This window comes from Novosphingobium clariflavum, from assembly GCF_026420865.1.
GTDB lineage: Bacteria > Pseudomonadota > Alphaproteobacteria > Sphingomonadales > Sphingomonadaceae > Novosphingobium > Novosphingobium clariflavum.
This window is the reverse complement of record NZ_JAPCWC010000011.1, coordinates 88,751-107,632: the sequence shown is the minus strand read 5'-3', so window position 1 is coordinate 107,632 and position 18,882 is coordinate 88,751. Positions and strand designations below refer to the sequence as shown.

Annotated in this window: 24 protein-coding genes and 1 tRNA gene; 9 read left to right on the top strand and 16 right to left on the bottom strand. The window is 64.3% G+C overall.

What is annotated here, in order from left to right:
* Positions 1-77 precede the first annotated feature (77 nt).
* From pepN to OKA11_RS15045, 7 genes are all read left to right on the top strand, one after another.
* Complete coding sequence (pepN, locus tag OKA11_RS15075; RefSeq protein WP_267221787.1) at positions 78-2,711, top strand: aminopeptidase N; 2,634 nt, start codon at positions 78-80, stop codon at positions 2,709-2,711.
* Complete coding sequence (pgeF, locus tag OKA11_RS15070; protein WP_267221734.1) at positions 2,704-3,489, top strand: peptidoglycan editing factor PgeF; 786 nt, start codon at positions 2,704-2,706, stop codon at positions 3,487-3,489. The genes pepN and pgeF overlap by 8 nt, the downstream gene beginning before the upstream one ends.
* Positions 3,490-3,826: 337 nt before the next feature.
* The gene (gene petA / locus OKA11_RS15065) at positions 3,827-4,360 is read left to right on the top strand and encodes a ubiquinol-cytochrome c reductase iron-sulfur subunit (RefSeq protein ID WP_142636768.1); all 534 of its coding nucleotides are present in this window, start codon (positions 3,827-3,829) and stop codon (positions 4,358-4,360) included.
* 23 nt (positions 4,361-4,383) lie between these two features.
* Positions 4,384-5,676: a cytochrome b gene (locus tag OKA11_RS15060; protein WP_267221731.1), complete on the top strand. Its 1,293-nt coding sequence runs from the start codon at positions 4,384-4,386 to the stop codon at positions 5,674-5,676.
* Positions 5,677-5,704: 28 nt separating this feature from the next.
* On the top strand, positions 5,705-6,517 hold the full coding sequence (locus OKA11_RS15055; protein ID WP_267221730.1) for a cytochrome c1: 813 nt from the start codon (positions 5,705-5,707) through the stop codon (positions 6,515-6,517).
* A 93-nt stretch (positions 6,518-6,610) separates the two neighbouring features.
* Positions 6,611-7,147 carry an adenine phosphoribosyltransferase gene (locus tag OKA11_RS15050; protein WP_267221728.1) on the top strand — a complete coding sequence of 179 codons (537 nt, stop codon included), beginning with the start codon at positions 6,611-6,613 and terminating at the stop codon, positions 7,145-7,147.
* A gap of 104 nt (positions 7,148-7,251) precedes the next feature.
* Positions 7,252-7,325 (top strand) — tRNA-Gly (locus OKA11_RS15045).
* On the opposite strand, the gene OKA11_RS15040 is transcribed toward OKA11_RS15045, so the two are convergent.
* From OKA11_RS15040 to OKA11_RS14965, 16 genes are all read right to left on the bottom strand, one after another.
* A complete protein-coding gene (locus tag OKA11_RS15040; protein WP_267221726.1) occupies positions 7,294-8,910 on the bottom strand; it encodes a recombinase family protein in 1,617 nt (538 codons plus the stop codon). The genes OKA11_RS15045 and OKA11_RS15040 overlap by 32 nt on opposite strands.
* A gap of 19 nt (positions 8,911-8,929) precedes the next feature.
* Positions 8,930-9,079 carry a hypothetical protein gene (locus OKA11_RS15035; RefSeq protein WP_267221724.1) on the bottom strand — a complete coding sequence of 50 codons (150 nt, stop codon included), beginning with the start codon at positions 9,077-9,079 and terminating at the stop codon, positions 8,930-8,932.
* Positions 9,076-9,804: a DNA-methyltransferase gene (locus OKA11_RS15030; protein WP_267221721.1), complete on the bottom strand. Its 729-nt coding sequence runs from the start codon at positions 9,802-9,804 to the stop codon at positions 9,076-9,078. The genes OKA11_RS15035 and OKA11_RS15030 overlap by 4 nt, the downstream gene beginning before the upstream one ends.
* On the bottom strand, positions 9,804-10,076 hold the full coding sequence (locus OKA11_RS15025; RefSeq protein ID WP_267221719.1) for a hypothetical protein: 273 nt from the start codon (positions 10,074-10,076) through the stop codon (positions 9,804-9,806). Before OKA11_RS15025 ends, OKA11_RS15030 begins: the two co-directional genes overlap by 1 nt.
* Entirely contained in the window at positions 10,073-11,077 is a 1,005-nt protein-coding gene (locus OKA11_RS15020) for a hypothetical protein (protein ID WP_267221718.1), read from the bottom strand. The genes OKA11_RS15025 and OKA11_RS15020 overlap by 4 nt, the downstream gene beginning before the upstream one ends.
* 115 nt (positions 11,078-11,192) lie before the next feature.
* Positions 11,193-11,498 (bottom strand): hypothetical protein, encoded by a 306-nt coding sequence (locus tag OKA11_RS15015; protein ID WP_267221717.1) that lies wholly within the window; start codon positions 11,496-11,498, stop codon positions 11,193-11,195.
* The gene (locus OKA11_RS15010; protein WP_267221715.1) at positions 11,498-11,896 is read right to left on the bottom strand and encodes a hypothetical protein; all 399 of its coding nucleotides are present in this window, start codon (positions 11,894-11,896) and stop codon (positions 11,498-11,500) included. The genes OKA11_RS15015 and OKA11_RS15010 overlap by 1 nt, the downstream gene beginning before the upstream one ends.
* Before the next feature lie 26 nt (positions 11,897-11,922).
* Positions 11,923-12,276, bottom strand: coding sequence for a hypothetical protein (locus OKA11_RS15005; protein ID WP_267221713.1), 354 nt, complete (start codon positions 12,274-12,276; stop codon positions 11,923-11,925).
* A 2-nt stretch (positions 12,277-12,278) separates the two neighbouring features.
* Positions 12,279-12,458, bottom strand: a complete 180-nt coding sequence (locus OKA11_RS15000; protein ID WP_267221711.1) for a hypothetical protein — start codon at positions 12,456-12,458, stop codon at positions 12,279-12,281.
* Positions 12,452-12,646: a hypothetical protein gene (locus OKA11_RS14995; RefSeq protein WP_267221709.1), complete on the bottom strand. Its 195-nt coding sequence runs from the start codon at positions 12,644-12,646 to the stop codon at positions 12,452-12,454. Before OKA11_RS14995 ends, OKA11_RS15000 begins: the two co-directional genes overlap by 7 nt.
* Positions 12,646-12,825 carry a hypothetical protein gene (locus tag OKA11_RS14990; RefSeq protein ID WP_267221707.1) on the bottom strand — a complete coding sequence of 60 codons (180 nt, stop codon included), beginning with the start codon at positions 12,823-12,825 and terminating at the stop codon, positions 12,646-12,648. Before OKA11_RS14990 ends, OKA11_RS14995 begins: the two co-directional genes overlap by 1 nt.
* Positions 12,825-13,349 (bottom strand): hypothetical protein, encoded by a 525-nt coding sequence (locus tag OKA11_RS14985; RefSeq protein ID WP_267221705.1) that lies wholly within the window; start codon positions 13,347-13,349, stop codon positions 12,825-12,827. Before OKA11_RS14985 ends, OKA11_RS14990 begins: the two co-directional genes overlap by 1 nt.
* Complete coding sequence (locus OKA11_RS14980; protein WP_267221702.1) at positions 13,346-15,991, bottom strand: toprim domain-containing protein; 2,646 nt, start codon at positions 15,989-15,991, stop codon at positions 13,346-13,348. The genes OKA11_RS14985 and OKA11_RS14980 overlap by 4 nt, the downstream gene beginning before the upstream one ends.
* 115 nt (positions 15,992-16,106) lie before the next feature.
* Complete coding sequence (locus OKA11_RS14975; RefSeq protein ID WP_267221700.1) at positions 16,107-16,481, bottom strand: ogr/Delta-like zinc finger family protein; 375 nt, start codon at positions 16,479-16,481, stop codon at positions 16,107-16,109.
* Complete coding sequence (locus tag OKA11_RS14970) at positions 16,478-16,936, bottom strand: hypothetical protein (protein WP_267221698.1); 459 nt, start codon at positions 16,934-16,936, stop codon at positions 16,478-16,480. Before OKA11_RS14970 ends, OKA11_RS14975 begins: the two co-directional genes overlap by 4 nt.
* Positions 16,933-17,274: a YdaS family helix-turn-helix protein gene (locus OKA11_RS14965; RefSeq protein WP_267221696.1), complete on the bottom strand. Its 342-nt coding sequence runs from the start codon at positions 17,272-17,274 to the stop codon at positions 16,933-16,935. Before OKA11_RS14965 ends, OKA11_RS14970 begins: the two co-directional genes overlap by 4 nt.
* Positions 17,275-17,359: 85 nt before the next feature.
* Between OKA11_RS14965 and OKA11_RS14960 the strand changes: the two genes are divergently transcribed.
* Complete coding sequence (locus OKA11_RS14960) at positions 17,360-18,019, top strand: XRE family transcriptional regulator (RefSeq protein ID WP_267221693.1); 660 nt, start codon at positions 17,360-17,362, stop codon at positions 18,017-18,019.
* Complete coding sequence (locus OKA11_RS14955; protein WP_267221691.1) at positions 18,020-18,880, top strand: hypothetical protein; 861 nt, start codon at positions 18,020-18,022, stop codon at positions 18,878-18,880. It abuts the gene before it with no gap.
* Positions 18,881-18,882 lie beyond the last annotated feature (2 nt).

The window sequence follows — 18,882 nt, the reverse complement described above, 5'->3', positions numbered from 1 at the left end:
GCTTTCTCTCAAAAATCGCCGCGGATTCGTAGCGGCACGGCTGGCAATCGCAAGGCGGGGGGCTTAACTCGATGCTTATGGACATCGCCAGCAACGCCGCCCACCCCGAAGCTGCACCCGCCATCACGGCGCCGCCCGTGATCCACCGCGAGGATTATCGGCCGCCCGAATGGCTGGTGCCGCAGATTGCGCTGGACTTCCGGCTGGGCATCGATGCCACGCATGTGACCGCGAAGCTCTCGGTAACGCGTAATCCGGCCGGCGAGGGCGGTTCGACCCTGCGCCTCAACGGCGATCAGATCGCCCCGCTCGCGGTGCGGGTCGACGGCGAGGCGGTGAACGACTGGCGGCTCGACGGCTCCGACCTGCTGGTGGCGCTTTCGGGCGAGGCGCACGAGGTCGAGGTCGAAACCGCGATGAACCCGGCGGGCAACAGCCAGCTCATGGGCCTCTATGCCTCGAACGGGATGCTCTGCACCCAGTGCGAGGCCGAGGGCTTCCGCCGCATCACCTTTTTCCCCGATCGCCCCGACGTGCTCTCGACGTATTCGGTGCGCATGGCGGGCGACAAGGCGCAGTTCCCGATCCTGCTGTCCAACGGCAACTGCACGGCCACGGGCGAGAATGCCGATGGCACGCACTGGGCGCAATGGCACGATCCCTGGCCCAAGCCGAGCTATCTCTTCGCGCTGGTGGCGGGCGACCTGGTGGCCAACCATGCGCAGTTCATCACGCAGTCCGGCCGCAAGGTCGATCTCAACATCTGGGTTCGTGCGGGCGACGAGCAGCGCACGCAGCATGCGATGGATTCGCTGATTGCCTCGATGAAGTGGGATGAGCAGGCCTTCGGGCGCGAGTACGACCTCGACCTGTTCAACGTGGTCGCCGTGTCGGACTTCAACATGGGGGCGATGGAGAACAAGGGCCTCAACGTCTTCAACACCCGCTACGTCCTCGCCGAACCGGAAACCGCCACCGATGCCGATTACGACGGGATCGAGAGCGTGATCGGCCACGAATACTTCCACAACTGGTCGGGCAACCGCGTGACTTGCCGCGACTGGTTCCAGCTTTCGCTCAAGGAAGGCTTCACGGTCCTGCGCGACCAGCTGTTCAGTGCCGACATGGGCAGCGAGCCGGTCAAGCGGATCGAGGATGTGCGCACCCTGCGCGGCGGCCAGTTCCCTGAGGATTCCGGCCCGCTCGCGCATCCGATCCGCCCGGATTCCTATCAGGAAATCAGCAATTTCTACACCGCGACCGTCTACAACAAGGGCGCCGAGGTGATCCGCATGATGCGGACGATGGCAGGCACTGAACGGTTCCGCCAGGGCACCGACCTCTACTTCGACCGCCACGACGGCGAGGCGGCGACCTGTGAGGACTTCGTCAAGGCGATCGAGCAGGGCACCGGGCTGGACCTCACGCAGTTCCGCCTCTGGTATTCGCAGGCGGGGACGCCGCAAGTCTCGGTCTCGCTCACCCACGAAGGCGATGTGGCGACGCTGACCCTGGCGCAGACCGTCCCCGCCACGCCGGATCAGGCGGACAAGCAGCCAATGCCGATCCCGCTGCGCATCGCGCTCTACGACCGCGATACCGGCTGCCATGCGGGCGAGCGGCTGATCGTGCTCGACAAGGCTAAGGAGAGCTTCGCGTTTGGTGGCTTCGCGCGCCTGCCGGTGCTGTCGATCAACCGCGGCTTCTCGGCCCCTGTCGCCATCGAGTTCGAGCGCGATGCCGAGGATCTGGTGTTCCTCGCCGCGCGCGATGACGATCCGTTCGCCCGCTACGAGGCCATGCAGAGCCTGGTCGTCCAGCACCTCGTCGCGGCGGTCGGCGGCGGGCTGGCCGATGCGGAGCGGGCCGCCGGGCGCGCGGCCATCGGCAAGGCCTTTGCCGCGATCATCGCCGACGAGGCGCTCGACGACCTGATGCGCGGCGAGCTGATGATGCTGCCGACCGTCGCCTATCTTGCCGAGCAGGTGCTGGTGGCCGATCCATACGCGATCCACGAGGAGCGCGAGGCGCTCAAGCACTGGCTGGGCGGCGAACTGGCAAGCGAACTCACGGCATTGCACGACCGCGTTTCGGCGGTGCCCTATGGCCGCGACGCGGCGGCACGCGGGGCCCGCAAGGCCAAGGCGCAGGCGCTGATTCTGATCGCCTCGGGGGATGCCGCCGAGGGCGCGGCCCGCGCCATCGCCCAGTACCGCGCGGCCGACAACATGACCGACCGCCAGTCGGCGCTCACCGTCCTGTGCAACCTCGAGGGGCCCGAGCGGGACGAGGCCCTCGCCGACTTCCACCAGCGTTATCAGGGCAATGCCCTGGTGATCGACAAGTGGTTCCAGCTTCAGGCAAGCTGCTTCCACCCGCAGGTCCTGAACCATGTGAAGGCCTTGGCCGGGCATCCCGATTTCACGCTGTCCAACCCCAACCGGGTGCGCGCGCTGTTCATGTCGCTGGCGCTCAATCCCAAGGGTTTCCATGATGTGAGCGGGGAGGGCTACCGCCTGATCGGTGACCTGATCCGCCGCCTCGACCCGCTCAACCCGCAGACGACGGCGCGGTTCGTGCCGCATCTCGGCCGCTGGCGCCGGATCGAGCCGGTGCGCGCGGCGATGATGCGCGCCGAGCTGGAAGCGATCATGGCGCAAGGCGAACTCTCGCGCGATGTGCGCGAACAGGTGGGCAAGAGCCTTGGTTGAGCCCGCCCCGTTCCAATCCGTCGAAGTCCATCGCGCCGGGCTGCTCGAAGGTCTGCCGCACGGTTTCCTCGGCCGCCGCGGCGGGGTGAGCCTCGGGGAGGTTTCCGGGCTCAACGTCGGCCTCGGCTCGGGTGACGATCCGCAGGCGATTGCCGAGAACCGCCGCCGTGCGGTTGGCGCGGTACTGCCGGGCGGGCGGCTGGCGAGCCTCTACCAGGTCCATTCGCCCGATTGCGTGGTGGTGGGCGCAGATCCGTGGAGCGATGCCGAGCGCCCACATGCCGATGCCCTCGTCACCGACCGTCCCGGCGTGGTGCTGGGGGTGCTGACCGCGGACTGCGCACCGGTCCTGCTGGCCGACCGCGAGGCGGGCGTGGTCGGTGCCGCCCACGCCGGCTGGAAAGGGGCGATCGCGGGGGTGACGGACCGGACCATTGCGGCGATGGTGGCGCTTGGCGCGGAACCGTCGCGCATCGTGGCCGCTGTCGGCCCCTGCATCGCTGCGGTTTCCTATGAGGTGGACGATGGGTTTCGTGCCCGTTTCCTGTCTGAGGCCGCTCGCAACGAGGCCTTTTTTGCCGAAGGGCGGGCCGGGCACTGGCAGTTCGATCTCGAGGCCTATGTCGCGGCGCGTCTGCGCGCTGCCGGAATCGCCGGGGTCGAGTGTCTTGGCCTCGATACTTATGCGCAGGTGGAGCGATTCTATTCGTTCCGCCGCGCGACGCACCGCCAAGAAGCGAGCTACGGGCGGCAGTTCTCGCTGATCGCGGCCGGCTGATCGCCCCGGGGATCGATGCCGCTTCCGCGCGGTTGCGGTGCGTTCCCCGAGTCGCCGGATTTTCGCGCCTGTTCGCTGCAGTGCCGATCGGCAGGCCCGGTTCGTGCCATCGTCGTGCCAAAAAGGCGATTGGCTTGCTGGATTTTCGTGTATATCAGCCCAATTAGGTCGGTATTCGATCCGGGGCAGGCACAGCGATGTGTCCGGATATCCAGACCCTTTGCGGGGGATACCAGACTAGAAAACAGAATGTGGTCAGGATCTGGGCTCGTTTTCCGGATTATGCCGGGGCGGGTTGTCGATAAGAACAAGTCAATAACGTAGGGCAAGGGCAAACATGGCTGAGGCAGACGGCGTGCGCCGGCGCGATTTCATCAATATCGCCGCAGTAAGCGCGGCGGGAGTTGCAGGCGTCGGGGTGGTCGTTCCGCTCGTCAGCCAGATGTCCGCTTCGGCAGACGTGCTTGCCGCAAGCTCGACGGAAGTCGACATTTCCTCGATCCAGCCGGGACAGGCGATCAAGGCGATCTTTCGCAAGCAGCCGGTCTTCGTGCGCAACCTCACCCCTCACGAGATCGAGGAAGCCAACAAGGTCGACGTCTCCAGTCTGCGCGATCCGCAGACGCTGGAAGAGCGGACCAAGGAAGGCAAGGAGAACTGGCTGATCACGATGGGGGTCTGCACCCATCTGGGCTGTGTGCCGCTGGGCGCCGGGGAGGGCGAGCCGCGCGGCGAATTCGGCGGCTACTTCTGCCCCTGCCACGGCTCTTCCTACGATACCGCCGCCCGTATCCGTAAGGGCCCTGCGCCCAAGAACCTCGAGGTTCCGGCATACGAATTCTCCACTGACACGGTCGTCAAGATCGGCTGAGGCGAAGCGAGAGGATAACGAAAATGAGCTTTCCCTGGGCCAAGCAGTACACGCCAAGCCACCCCTTCATGCAGTGGATGGATGAAAAGCTTCCCATCCCGCGCCTCGTCTACAACGCGGTCGGCGGTGGCTACGAGGTGCCACGCAACCTCAACTATTTCTGGAACTTCGGTTTCCTTGCGGGCCTCTGCCTCGTGCTGCAGATCGTCACCGGTGTCATCATGGCCATGCACTATGCGGCCAACACCGCCGTGGCCTTCGACACAATCGAACAGACCATGCGCGACGTGAACTGGGGCTGGCTGATGCGCTATGCCCATGCCAACGGCGCCTCCGCCTTCTTTGTGGTCATCTACATCCACATCTTCCGCGGCTTCTTCTACGGTTCGTACAAGGCCCCGCGCGAGATGGTGTGGCTCTTGGGCGTGGTGATCTTCCTCTTGATGATGGCCACCGCCTTTATGGGCTACGTGCTGCCGTGGGGCCAGATGAGCTTCTGGGGCGCCAAGGTCATCACCGGCCTGTTCAGCGCCATTCCGTTCATCGGCGAACCGCTCCAGCAGTGGCTGCTCGGCGGTTTCGCGCCGGACAACGCCGCGCTCAACCGCTTCTTCTCGCTGCACTTCCTGCTGCCCTTCGTGATCCTGGGCGTGGTGATCCTGCACATCTGGGCCCTGCACATCCCCGGCTCGTCAAATCCGACCGGCGTCGAGGTCAAGAGCGAGAGCGACACGGTTCCCTTCTATCCCTACTACGTCGCCAAGGACGGCTGGGCGATCGGCGCTTTCGCGATCCTGTTCTGCGCGGCGGTGTTCTTCTTCCCGAACTACCTCGGCCACCCGGACAACTACATTCCGGCCAACCCGATGAGCACGCCGGCACACATCGTCCCCGAATGGTACTTCTGGCCATTCTACGCGATCCTGCGCGCCTTCACCCAGGACTTCCTGTTCATCCCGGCCAAGCTGATGGGCGTGCTGGCGATGTTCGGCGCGATCATCGTGTGGTTCTTCCTGCCCTGGCTGGACAAGTCGCCGGTGCGTTCGGGCGCTTACCGCCCGCTCTATCGCAAGTTCTTCTGGATCCTGGTGCTGGACATGCTGGTGCTGTTCAAGTGCGGCGGCGCCCCGGCAGCCGAGCCCTACGTCATGATCAGCCAGCTTGCGGCGCTCTACTACTTCGCGCACTTCCTGATCATCATTCCGATCGTCTCGGCCATCGAGAAGCCGGATCCGCTGCCCTTCTCCATCACCGAGGCCGTTCTCGGCGCGGATGAAGAAGCCAAGCTCGCTCCCGCCGCCGCGCCGGAAGCCTGATCAACAGCTGGAACGAAAGACGAAAGACATGGCACGCATTCTCTCGATCCTCGTCGGGCTGTTCTTCACGGTGGCTCTGGCCTGGTCCTTCGGTGTGGGGTTCTACACCTGGGCCACCGAGCCGCCGGCGCCCACCGCCGAGCATGAATTCCACATCAAGCCCGAGGAATTCCACTTCGCCAGCGATGGGCCCTTCGGCAAGTTCGATCGCCAGCAGCTCCAGCGCGGCTTCCAGGTCTACAAGGAAGTCTGCTCGGTCTGCCACGCGCTGCGCCACGTTGCCTTCCGCGATCTTGCCGCGCTCGGCTACAACGAGGCGGAAGTGAAGGCGATCGCCAAGGGCTTCCAGGTTCCGGTCTACAACCCGGCGACTGGTGAAGTGGCGACGCGCGAAGGCGCGGCGACCGATTACTTCCCGCCGGTGGTCTATGGCGGCCAGGGCAGCCCGCCGGATCTCTCGCTGATCGCCAAGGCCCGCGAGGAAGGTCCGCAATATGTCCGCTCGCTGCTCAACGGCTATCGCGACCAGCCGGCCGAGCTTCTGAAGCAGTTCCCGGATTCCAAGACGCCGGACGGCCTGCACTACAACCCGTACTTCGCGAACCTCAATCTCGCGATGCCGCCGCCGCTCACCGCCGATGGGCAGGTGACCTATTCGGATGGTACCAAGGCGACCAAGGAGCAGATGGCAACCGACGTGGCCGCGTTCCTGATCTGGACCGCCGAACCCAAACTGGAAAAGCGCAAGCAAACCGGTTGGGCGGTGCTGGGCTTCCTGCTCTTTGCCACGGTGCTGGGGTACATGTCCTACCGGAACATCTGGGCCGGCAAGAAGCACTGACGGCCCGGCCGCGCCATGAAATCGAAGGCCCCGCCTCCTCTTGGGACGGCGGGGCCTTTTGTTTGTCACGTATAGGGGGTAGGGGCCGGGGCCATGACACTCGACGAGATCAAGGCGATCGTCCGCACCGTTCCGGACTTTCCCAAGCCCGGCATCCTGTTCCGCGACGTGACTACGCTGGTCGGCAACGGTCCGGGTTTTGCTGCTGCGGTCGAACTGATGGCCGAGCGGGCCCGCGCCGTCGGGGCCGAGGCCATTGCCGGGATCGAGGCGCGGGGCTTCATCTTCGGCGCTGCGATTGCCTCACGTCTGGGCCTGGGCTTTGTTTCGGTGCGCAAGCCGGGCAAGCTGCCGGTGCCGGTGCTCGCCATCGATTACGCGCTGGAATACGGTACCGACACGCTGGAGGTCGATCCCGAGGCGGTGGCCGAGGGGCAGCATGTCGTCCTGGTCGACGATCTGCTGGCAACCGGGGGCACGGCGCTGGCGGCAGTCGAACTGCTGCGCAGGGCCGGCGCACGGGTTGACCATGCGCTGTTCGCCATCGATCTGTTTGAGCTGGGCGGCGGCGAACGGCTGAAGCGAGCAGGTGTGGCGGCCGATGGGCTGCTCGCCTTCGAGGGCCACTGACCCTCATTCACGAATTTTCACAAGAGAAGCGTTGACGAGCCGCCGCTTCTCGTGGCAAGCGCCTGCCTCTGGCGGCGCAAGCCCCATCGGCAGGTTCCGAGCGGGCGGGTATAGCTTAGTGGTAAAGCTCCAGCCTTCCAAGCTGGCTATGCGGGTTCGATTCCCGCTACCCGCTCCAACTTCACAGTCACATCGCCGGTGACCTTCTTTCCCGTAGCCAGAGCGACGATTGCCGCGAGGCGGCCTTCCACTTCGATCTCGATGCCGCGCTCGCCCTTTGCGGGGCGCAGGACGATGCGGTCGATCAACTGGCGAATCGCCGGCACCGCGCCGTCGCGGGCAGAGGGATCAGCGATCGCGGCGGTCAGTTCTTGGATTTGCCGCCGATACTCGTCCACCACTGCGGGGTGCAGGGTGATGACGGGCAGGGCCTCAAGCTCAGCGAGCTGGGCGGCGGCGCTGTCGCGATCGGCCTTGGCGCTGGTCAGCGCTTCGCGGATTTCCTGAAACTCGCCGGCGCCGCCCGCGATCGCTTCGACCAGGCGCTGCACCTTGGCGGCCGATTCGTTGAGCTTGCGTTCCAAGGTGCGGCGTTCACGCGTCATTTCGGCCGTGCGGCGGGTTCGCTCTTCGTGGAATTCCTTCACCCAGATCGCGACCAGGCGCGGATCCAGCATGTGGCGCTGCAGCCCTTCCAGCACGCGCGCCTCATAGTCTGATGTTTTCACGGTGCGGTTGTTGGAGCAATTGTTGCCCTCGCGGCGGCCGGTGCAGGCCCAATACTCGCGGGTGCGGACGACATATGCGCTTCCGCACTCCCCGCAGAAACCTAGGCCGGAAAGCATGTGGCGCGCGCGCCGGGCCTTGTGAGCGGGCACACCCTCAAGGCGTTGCAGGCCGCGCTGCACGTCGTCCCACAGTTCCTGCCCGATGATTCGCAGGTGTGGGACTTCCTCTATGATCCATTGTTCGGGCGGGTTAGGGCGAATGCGCTTCGTGCGCGTTACCGGCTCTTCCACCTTGGACGTTCGGTTGTGGATGATGCGGCCGATGTAGAGCTGGTTTTGCAGCAAGCCGTTGCCGCGCGTGCGATCCGGCCGGAGAGTCGTGGCGCGCCAGCGGTCACCGCGCGGGCCGGGAATGTTCTCGGCATTCAGGCGCTGCGCGATTGCAACGGGGCTGATGCCTGCCGCGTAGTCGCTGAAAATCCGGCGGACGACTTCGGCCTGTTCTTCGTCGATCTCGCGCAGGCCGCGCACGGGGCGGCCATTCGCATCGATGCGGTTGGCGGTGCGGTAGCCATAGGCAATGCCGGCGGGCGAGCGGCCCTGTGCAACGGTATCGCGCTGGCCGCGCTTGATGTTGTGGCGCAGCTCGACGCGCTGCTGTTCGTCCAGGAGGCCCTTGATCGCGCCCTTGAAGCGGTCGATCTCGCCATCGCCGAGCGTGAAAAGTCGCGCGCCCCAGAAGTTGAGGCGGTCGCGGATATGGTGGCTGTCGCCTTGATTGCGGGCGATGCGGCTCGTTGTATCTACAAGAACCTGCTCGATATCGCCCTCTTCGACGCGAGCGAGCATGGCCGCCAGCCCCGGACGCTGGGCGTCTCCGGTGCCGGCGCCGCCGCCGATCGCGTAGTCGGTGAAGATATCCACCACGGTCCAGCCTTCGCGCAGCGCGCGTTCCTGACAGACCTCGACCTGTTGGTCGATCGAGCGGCTGCTTTGCAGGTGGCTGGAATACCGTGCGTAGATGAGAGTGCGCATTTGAAGCGGAGAACCGTGGTTAGATGTGGGTGTCGTTGCTCGCCCCGGCGGTGCGGGGCGAATCCTTGGACCGCAGACGTGCAATGTCCTTCGCGGCGGCAGACCGTGCAAGGGCCTTCACCAGCTCGACAATCGCCGGGTCTAGATCGGGGAGGGGAGCGGGCTTCATTGGCCGTATTGCTCCCACGCTGCCGTGATCCGGGTGACGGCGGTGGCGAAGTGCTTCGGGTTCTTCTCGATCCCGGTGAAGATCTTGCCTTGGCGGATCGCGGCAACGCCGGTGGAGCCGGTGCCCATGAACGGGTCAATCACGGTGCAGCCCGACAGGTTGCGCATGATCTTGTCCATTACGTCCAGCGGCTTGACCGTGGGGTGGCCAAAGACCTTCGCCGGCATGGTGCCCGACGTAACCCAGCGGTGCATGTCGTGATGCTCGCCCACGGGGTGGAAGCCGGGGTTCCAAGCGTGAACGAACGGCTCCACGTCCGCGAGATAGTGCTTGTTCCGCATGGGGCTGGGGTTCTTCTTGATCCAGCCCAGCATGCAGAACCGCGTGTATCGCGGATTGAGGTAGCCGAGCAGCTCGGGAAGTTGATCGTTATGGCAGAAGATCACGATGGAACCTGCGAGCAGCGGGTTGATGATCGACATTTCGAAGCCCTGGTCGAGCTGCTCCTGCACGATCATTTCCGCACCCGTCCGGCTTTTGCGGAAGGTGCCCCCGCCCCGATTGTCGAATAGGTACGGCGGATCCATGAACTCGGCGTCGAACCGACCGAGGCTTTCCCGGATCCAGTATGCGTCGGCGCAGTACAGCGTGTGCGGGCCGATCTTGACGACAGTCCTATCGTCGCCCGGCGCGCCGGGATCGAAGCCGATGAAGGAAGCCTGCATCAGAACCTCCGCGTCCGCTCGAGGAAATCCTCAAGCTTGTCGGGGTGCGTGATCGACGTGCCGTCCTGATTGGCGAAGAAGTAGCCGGGAAGCTCCGAGCCATTCGGCCGCCCGCCTTGGATCCAGCCAAGTTTGCGCTTTTCCAGACTACGAGCGGTGCGCCAGTTGCGTGCGCTCATCATCTGCACGCCGAAGCCGCAGCCGTCCTTCCAGTCGAAACCGGAAGTGCGGAGCATGGTCAGCTGGTCGAAGGAGAGTTTGTTGGGCTTCATGCCGCTACTCCCATGCAGCCGCAGCCACTTTCACCGGGAGCGAACTCAAATTGCCGCCCCGGTTCGGCGAGCAGGCGATCCGCAAAGGCATCGAGCGACATAGGCTTCTTGTCGCCTCCGCGCCGATCTGTGAGCATCGCCACGTCGGAGCCGAGATATGCGATGAGCTTGCGTTCCATCATGGCGTCGTAAGCGTAGCGCTCAGGCTGGACGCGAAAGCGGTTTGCCCAATGGGCTTGCCCTGCTTTGCAGCAGAATCCCCCGCAATTGTTGTGCAGGTAGGCGAGCAGATAAAGGCGCGCGCGCTCCAAGCCGAAATCGCTCAGAGGTGCGAGCATCAGCCGAAGAACATCATCGGCCACATGCTCACCGCGTAGCAGCGCCTCGTTGAGCGCGATCAGCGGCGCTTCGTAGATCCACCCGTCCGCTGCATTCGCGCGGAGAATCCCGATGCCTTTGTGGTCGCCGTAGAAGCGGTGGGCTTCATGCTCGCCGATGCCGACGGTGAACACGTCCGGGGGGCCGAACAATTCTCCTTCACGGTGGCAGTTGGCCGATCGCCACTTCGCAAGCGCAAGGCGCTTCAAAGCTTCGGAGCAAGGATCGACGCCGCTATTGCCAATAAAGCTACGGTCCCGGAAAACTTCCCATGGGTCTCGTCCTTCGACGATCCAGACTAGCTCGGGCATCGCATCCATGGCGCGGGCACGCAGGTCAGCGAGAAAGGCGCGCCACTCCGGGTTGCCCCGGTATTCCTCGATAGGAGTATCCTCCGGCACGCGGTAATCGGGAAAATCTTCCGCTCGGATCGACCAATTGAGCTGGCGATCCAAAACGTGAGCGGCACCTTCGATCAGGAAGCGATAGGCGTCGGCGTCCTCATAAAGCGTGTCCGTGAAGAGCAAGCGGTGCTGGGCATCAGGATGAAGGCGCTTGTCGATCATCGCAGCTCGCCAAGAGCCTTCTCCGGCGGAGAACAGGTGGTTGCGATGGCCGGTCATGAGCGCACACTCCGCCCAGCGGGGCAGCGCACCGTGGCGCCGACGATCAGGGCGGCCCCGATTGTCGCGCCGAAGCGGCGACAACCAAGGACGGTGAAGCGGTAAAAGCTGATTATCACGCCGCTTCTCCCAGCAGTTGGGCCGGGGTCGGCCAGTTCCAGAAGCCCTGCGCGCCGCGCATCGGGACGGGGGAGGCCCATTCTTCGACCTCAAGCATCGGCCATCCGAAGAGGGCGTGTTCCTTGCGGTCGCTGTCGTTGACGTAGGGGACGCCGAATTCCTCCGCGATCTCGGCGGCCGGGCGGGGCTCGCCGAGGATGGCGGTGCCGATGCCGGCGGCGATCGGCAGGCGGTCCTGGTACGGCATCCACGCGCGGCGCAGAACACCGGATCGCTCGCATCCAATCAATACGCGGCCCATTATTGCCCCTCCCCGCTGTAGCGGATCCGGTGGCGGGCAAGCATCTGCAGGGCGCCGTCATCGTCGAGGATTCCGGTCGTGGCCATGTAGGCGGCCCGTTCCGGGGAATAGCCCTGCAGGACAAGCGCCCGGCCAAACTCGACACGATCCTCGATCGAAATGGGAACCATCATGGTGGTTGAGGCCATTTCGGCGAGGCCGCAGGCAGTCAGGTGACTTGTGTGGCCTTCCAGCTCGCGCAGGTGGGTGCGGGTTTCGATCTTGCTGGTGGAGATCTTGGGCAAGGCCCGCATGGAGCCGCCATTGCGCGGTATCGTGAAGGTGATGTCGATCTCGGTGTTATGCTCTTTGAGCATCTCGTTGAAATTCGAGTGGCAGCTGCATTCTTGGTGGGTCATTTGCGGGGCACTCCTGGTTGGAAAAGTCAGTCGGCGCCGGCCGCGAGTTCGCGGTCGATGCGTTCGATTTCGGAGAGGCAGAGCGCGGCGGCCTGAATGGCCTTGCGGCGCACGCGGGTGAGTTCGGCCGGGCCGGGGCGGCGGCTGAGCAGGTCGGCCGCATCGAGAAGGAAGACATGGCCGAGGCGCAGCAGGTGCTGGCGCGGGGCGGCATCGTCTGCCTCGGCCGAGTGGCCGTAGCGGGTGACTTGGCGCAGCCGCTCATCGGCAACGGCCAGCGCAGCTCGCGATAGTGCGACGGGGTTCGGCACCAATTCATGCCGAGTGGTCAGCCGCTTCGGATTATCGGTAGCGGCGAGCGGCGGGACGGGGCTGTCCATGGTCAGGCCCCCACCCGCATCAGATCGGCCAGCGCCAGTTCAGCGCGGCGGCGGCCCATGTCCCAATAGATGTGCGACCGCGTGGTCTTCGCGTAGGGGTTGGTGGGCTCGGCGCCGCCATGGAAACGGGCGGCGATCACAGCCTCGCGGGCCTCGCGCTGGGCTTTGCGGATGATCAGCATCGGCCGATCCACTTCACAAGCTGGGCGACGGCCACGACCAGTCCAAGGGACGCGGTGGCGGTCAGCAGGACGGGGAGCACGAGGCGCTCGGCGCGGTGCGCAAAGCGGCGCAGGCGGGCGTTGGCGAGGGCGAGTTCCATCGCTTCCCGCTCAACCTCGGCCGCATCGTAGACTATGATCGGGCCCATCACAGCGCAGACCAGGCGTGAAAGGCGGCAATTCCGCAGCGGATGCCCGCGGCGATCAGCGCTGCGCCCGTCATGAACAGGGCGGCACGAAAGCCGCGCGTCGGCCGGAAATCGTGCGGATGGGGCGGTGCGCAAAGCAGGCAGGCGCAGTGGCTGGAATGGATACGGCTGTTCGTCATCAGGCTGCACTCCTGAGGTCGGCCGGCGTTTCGCCGGTCGGTTCGGTGGGCTTGGCGGAAACCTGGGCGACAGCCGCCGCGAGCCGGTGCGTGGCGGCGGCGGCGGCGTGGGTCTGGCGCTGGGGCTCAAGGTGCCAGCGCATCGCGATCACATGCTGCGTTTGCAGGGCGAGTTCGCGGGAGAAGCGGCCGCCATTCTCGCGCACGATCTCTCCGATCGTGTCGAGGCTGGCGTCGAGCGCGGCCTGGCGCGCGGCCAGCGTGGACAGGTGGGCGCGCGCCCCCTCTCCCGTCTGGATCCAGCGCCAGTCGGCGACGATCGCGGCGAAGGTGGCCAGTTCGGCCGCTGCCGCTTCCGCCGTCATCTTCCCGGCCGCGACCAGCGCGGGGAAGCGCTTTTCACGGGCGGCGAGCATGGATTCGGCCATGGCCAGCAGATCGGGGTAGTCAGAGGCCGCCCATGGCGGATCCTGCGCCTCGATGCCGCGCCAGATGCGGGTGGGGCCGTCGAAGAAGGGCGTCATATGATGCGCTCCGCCTTCTTGGGCTGATCGAAGACCCAGCAGGACAGCACGCGGCCCGCCGGATTGTTGACGTTCTTGGTCGCGATCCACTTGCGCGACTTCGAGTTGCGCAGCAGCTTCTTGAGCTGATCCATGTTCGGCGGGGCGATGCCGGCGTTGCGGCAGCGGGCTTCGAAATCGACCAGGTTGATCGCGATGTGGTTTTCACGGTCGCGGTGCTGGTTGACCGATTTGCCTTCGGGATGATCATCGAGCTTTTCGCGCTCGAGCAGGTACTGGACCTTGTCCCAGAAGTCCGAGACGGTGGGATGATCGCCCCCGCATGAGTTCTGGCGATCGAGCGCCATGGCATCGACCACCTGCAGGGTTTCCGCGATCCATTCCGGCCGCACGCTGGGGAACAGGTAAGACAGCGCCTCCACCCCGGCGGCAAGCTGGCTGTGGCACTTGATGGGGCGGGTGTTGGTGAGCCCTTCCACCCGCTTGCCCATGTCCTGGTCGTGGTGGGCGAAGCGTTCGAAGTAGAACTTGAGGTACGCGGCCTCGTTGCGGATGACGTGGACGATCGTTCCCGAGACTTCCTCGATCGGCCAGTTTTCCAGCCTTTGCGCAGCAACCTTCGTGGCGGGCGACCAGCGCGACTTGTCGATGTCCATCGACATGAGGCGCTCCAGAACCGCTGGGATCGCGTCGATCCGCTCATTCTGCATGAGGTAGATGGAGCCGAGGAACGGGGGCTCGGACGTTTCGAAACCGCCGCTTCTCTGGCCGGTGCCGCGCGGGGAGCGACCGTTGTAAAGGACGAGCAATTCGTTGTAGTCGAACTGCTTGTATCCCTTGCCCTTATCGTCATCGCGGCCGCCTTCGATCAGGCCGACCGGCAGGTTGGCGACCTTCATCAGATTGCGGGCGAGAAAGGCGACGGTGCCCTTGTTCGGGTCGAAACCTTCGTATCCGGAGCGCCCGGTCGTCTTCCAGAGGAACTCGATCAGGGTGGTCTTGCCTGAGCCCGGCAGGCCGGTGATTTCGAGGAAGCCGAGCGACTTCTGCTTTTCCCGGATCTGCACCGCGAAGAACGACATGGTGAAGAAGGCGAGCGCGATCAGCCCCTTCGGCCCGTAGGCCGTCCAGAGGTCCGCAACCCATTCGAACGCGATCTTGTCCGCATCGTACTCGATATCGAGGATGCGTTCGGCGCTGCGCAGCTTCACGGCCTGCTTGCCGAAATCGAAGTAGTTCTCCGAATTCAGCTTCACGGTGCGGCCCTGGCGCACGGCTATGTCGCCCAGCAGCCATGCGCCGTGGGCAGCGGAATAGCCGGTGAACGGGATCGGCTCGACCACCTTAAGGAGGCGCGTCTGGTTGCGCATCAGCCGGTCAAGCTGTTCGCCGCTGCCGCTCCACATCCCGGCGAAGGCCATGAGGCGCTTCTTGAATTCGCCCGAATTGGCGCAAGCCGACGCGGAGAAGCGTTCCTTTACCGTGCGCTGGGATCCGGGGAAGTCGATCTGCAGGAAGTAATTGGTTTCGTCCGCGATATCGTCGCGCTCACGGTAGAGAAGGCGGAACGCGCAGTTGGCGATCTCGTCCACATCGCGGTGCGGCTTGTTCTCTTGGTCGTAGCGGATCTTGCACCACCACAGGCGGTTATCGTGGCGGAAGTCGAACGATCCGAGCGCCTTATGCTCATGGATCAGCTTGGCCTTGTCGCGCGCGGTCTTCGCCAGCGTGACTTCGCCATTCCAGAGATATTCGTCGATCATCTCGTCGGAGAGCGGGGCCTTGCGGCCCTCGCCCTTCCAACTGACATGGCGCAGGAGCAGGTCGTTCCAGTCGAGCTTGGAACCTTCGCCATCGGGGCGTACCTGGGCGGCGGTGGCTTCCCAGCCTTCCTTGCGCGCCTGGTCCACGAATTTGCGTGTGAACGCGACGCCGGCGTTGCCAACGTCGAAGGCAAAGATCAGTCGGGGACGATCGCGGCGCTTCTTGGCCTCGCAGGCGGCGCGGATCTCGGCGAGGAAGTGCTCGGGCCAGACGCTGACCGACATGGCCGACACGGCGGGACGGTCAACCTGGCACAGGGCCACGGCATCGAAGATGCCCTCGGTAATCCAGATGTCGGCCCCGGCGGCCAGCTCTTCCACCGTCAGGCGGGGCGGCACCCAGCAGTGCCCCGCCCAACTTCCGCCCGCCCGGAAATGGGCCTTCTTTGCGAACCGGCCGGGCCGATCGATGATCCGTTCCCATGTGGTATCGCCCACCTTGAAGCGGACGGTGGCGCCGGTCGCCCCGGTCTTGTGGCAGCGGTAAAGCTCCTGCGTGTAGGAGCCGCGCAGAAGGCGCATATCGAGGCCGCGCTCATGCGACAGGTAGGCGTCGGCGGCGGCGTTCGGGTTTTCTTCGGTAGGCGGGAAGCGCTTCGACCAGTCTTCGAAGAGGTCCGGCAGCAGGTTGCGGACGCTGTCTTCCCATCCGCACTTTTCGCGGCGGCCGCACTGGACGATCTTGGGGTCTTCCGACGCGCAGAACGCCTCTAACCGGCCACAGTCCGGGCACTTGCCCTCCTGCAACCAGCGTCCCTTGGTCTTCCGGAATCCGAATTGGGCCTGCAGGCCCTTCATGATCTCTGCTGCGAGGCTCACTGGATGAGGCCCTCGGGCTGATTGGCGCGGATCGTAGACAAAACTTCCCCCTCGGCCGGAGCGCGGCCGTTCAAAATCTCGGGTTGTGGGATGGGTGGGCCGGGCTGGCGGCCGACTAGGTGCCGAACATGCTCAGCTGGTCAGGATCGGTGTCACTGCTGTCCCGCGTCGGGGGCAGCACCTGCGGGATCTGGTCGGCCGGGCACTGCGGCAGGTCCAGCCCATCCCGCTTGATCAGGCTTGGGTTGAACACATGCACGAAGACGATTTCCGACATGTACGTCATGCCGCAGCCGGTGTTCGTGCAATGGCAGTGGATGTGCTTCACCGTGGAGGTAACCCGCACGCTGCGGCGGATGAAGGACGGGGCCTCGCATACCGGGCAGATGATCAGGGCGCTGTCCTTGGCCAGCGAACCGCCAGAGCGCAGGCGGAATTCCAGCGGTGCATAGATCAGCGGTTTGCTGAGGAGGATGCCTTCGCCGCTCATACGTTGTCCCCTTGTTCGGCGCGGTCCAGAGAGGCGAGCCCATCGGTCAGGCTGTCGATCGCCTCGTGAATTTCCTTGCGGGCCTTCCGGCGGGTGCGCGGGTGGCTGCAATTGCTGGCCTCGATCAGAGCGGCCACGGCCTCGCCGGTTTCCTTCGCCGCGGTTCCGGCCAGAACGGCAAGATCGCGGTCAGGGGCTTCGCGGTTGGCAATATCGAGGCGAAGGGCATGGAGGCGATGGAAGGGCGCGTGGTCGCCGCCATAGTCCATGTAGGCCCGGTCAAGCCGCTCGGCGTCGATCAGGCGGATTTCCGTTTCGCAATCCGGGTCTGACCAGTTGCGCACGGTACGGTCGGAACGCACGCCGCAGATGGCTGCGCAGCGGTCCCATCCGATCAGCGCGGCGATGTCGGTAAGCACCGCCTGATAGGTGAGAGGTTCGCGAACCTTGGTCATGCGCGGGCGCCCTTCGAAATATCGTTGTTTTTGAAAGAGACGCGCTTGGTGCGTCGGTCTACGCCACAGGTGCGAACGGAGGGGCGCTGGTCGATGCCGGTCCAACGCGGGGCCGGAGGCATGTCGAGCGGGTAGATATCGGGACGGAGATGATGACGAGACACGCCGGTCGCGGTTTCCACACGCAACACATACTCTGCGGGCAGCCGCTTCGAGCTTTGCAGCCACTTCCACACAGCAGGCTGTCCGACGCTGCAGATGCGGGCCAGAGCGGACTGCGACCCGGCGATTTTCACCGTCTGAAGAAGGGCTTCGTAAGGGCTTGGTGCGTCGGTCATAGGCGTATCAATAACAATATCTATTCCATGAGCAATAGATAAATTGAACTACCATCCTATTCCAATGGTTATAGGGTCGCGGCCAATGGGGCTTGGCGAACGCATCCGAGAACGGCTTGAGGCCAAAGGCATGTCGCAGGCAGAGCTTGCGCGGCGGGTTGGCGTGTCTCAGCCCAGCATCAATCATTTGATCCGGCGCGGGGCCAGCGGCTCGTCCCATCTGCACAAAATCGCAGCAGTGTTGGAAACAACGCCAGCCTATCTGTCGGGCCAAACTGATGATCCGAATGAAGGCTTTGTAGCCGGGCCAACGACAGAAGAGGTCGCGGCCGAGCTAGGGCTGGTTCCCGTGCGCGAGCTGGACCTGACGCTGGGCATGGGGGCGACGTTCCTGGACGTGCCCGTGACGGAGACGATCCGGCATTTCCCGATCGACTTTCTGCGCGCCTATACGCGCTCAGCACCGGACAAGCTGTTCTTCGCTCAGGGCATGGGCGATTCGATGGAGCCGACGCTACGCGACACCGACCTTCTGCTGATCGACAGTTCGCAGCGCTCCATCAATATGGCCGAAAAGGTCTGGGCTATCACCTATGCCGGGTTCGGCGCGATCAAGCGTCTGCGCCCGCTACCGAGCGGCGGTGTGGAGATGATGGCCGACAATCCGCACGTCCCCAACGCAACCGCTTACGACGGGGAAATGCAAATCATGGGCCGCGTGGTCGCAGTGATCAGAAAGGTCTGAATGTCCTGGACTTCGACAATCCTGCTCTGGGCAGCGTTTTTTCTACTCTGCGCCGGGATAGTGGGATTACTGAGGCCCGCCACCCTCAGGCTCAAATCTCGCTGGCAGGCATTACCTGTGGCGCTAGGCTGCATAGCAGCTATCGGCCTTGCGCAGATCCTGATGCCGGATCCTCTAGGCAGCCCGATTATAGAAACTCAACTTCGCGGACTGAGCAAAGTCGTGTTCTGGGCGGTCGCGTGCTGGTTTTGCCTATCGAAGGCAAAGAGAAGCGCTCCAGTCGAAGCTGCAACCGACACGCAGAAGCCTGATCGAACTCCGGAAGAAGTTGATGCCATTCGGCGTGATCTGAGGCGTGCAAGGCTTGATCCGCAGGCTGTTCAGGACTTGCCGCCTTCATCCCGTCCATCGTTGAAATCGGCAGGCGAAAGCCTTTCGCTTCAGTTTGATCGCTACAAAGCCGGACAAGTATCGCTTGAGGAATATCAGGCTTTTATCGTCGAGGAGGCCGACGCCCTGCAGGCGCAGCGGGAGAATCTGCGGGGCGAGCGCTCTTCCTGGGATCCTGATGACTACGCCGATGAACTGACCCGCATCGATGAAGAAGGCGAGGAAATCGCTTGGCGTCAGGATTGGGTCCGGAAGCGCATCAAGGATCAATCCCTCCGCGAAATCCGACCAGAAGTAGCCGATCGCGGCAAGTGGGCCCGGTTCGAATACGTCGATAATGACGGCGTGGTCACGAAACGCGAGGTCGTGAATTGGGAAGTCTCTGGCCGCTATGTTCGCGGATACTGCAAGATGCGGAAGGAGGAACGGAGTTTCCGCATCGACCGCATTAGCGAGTGGGTTTCACGCTAAAG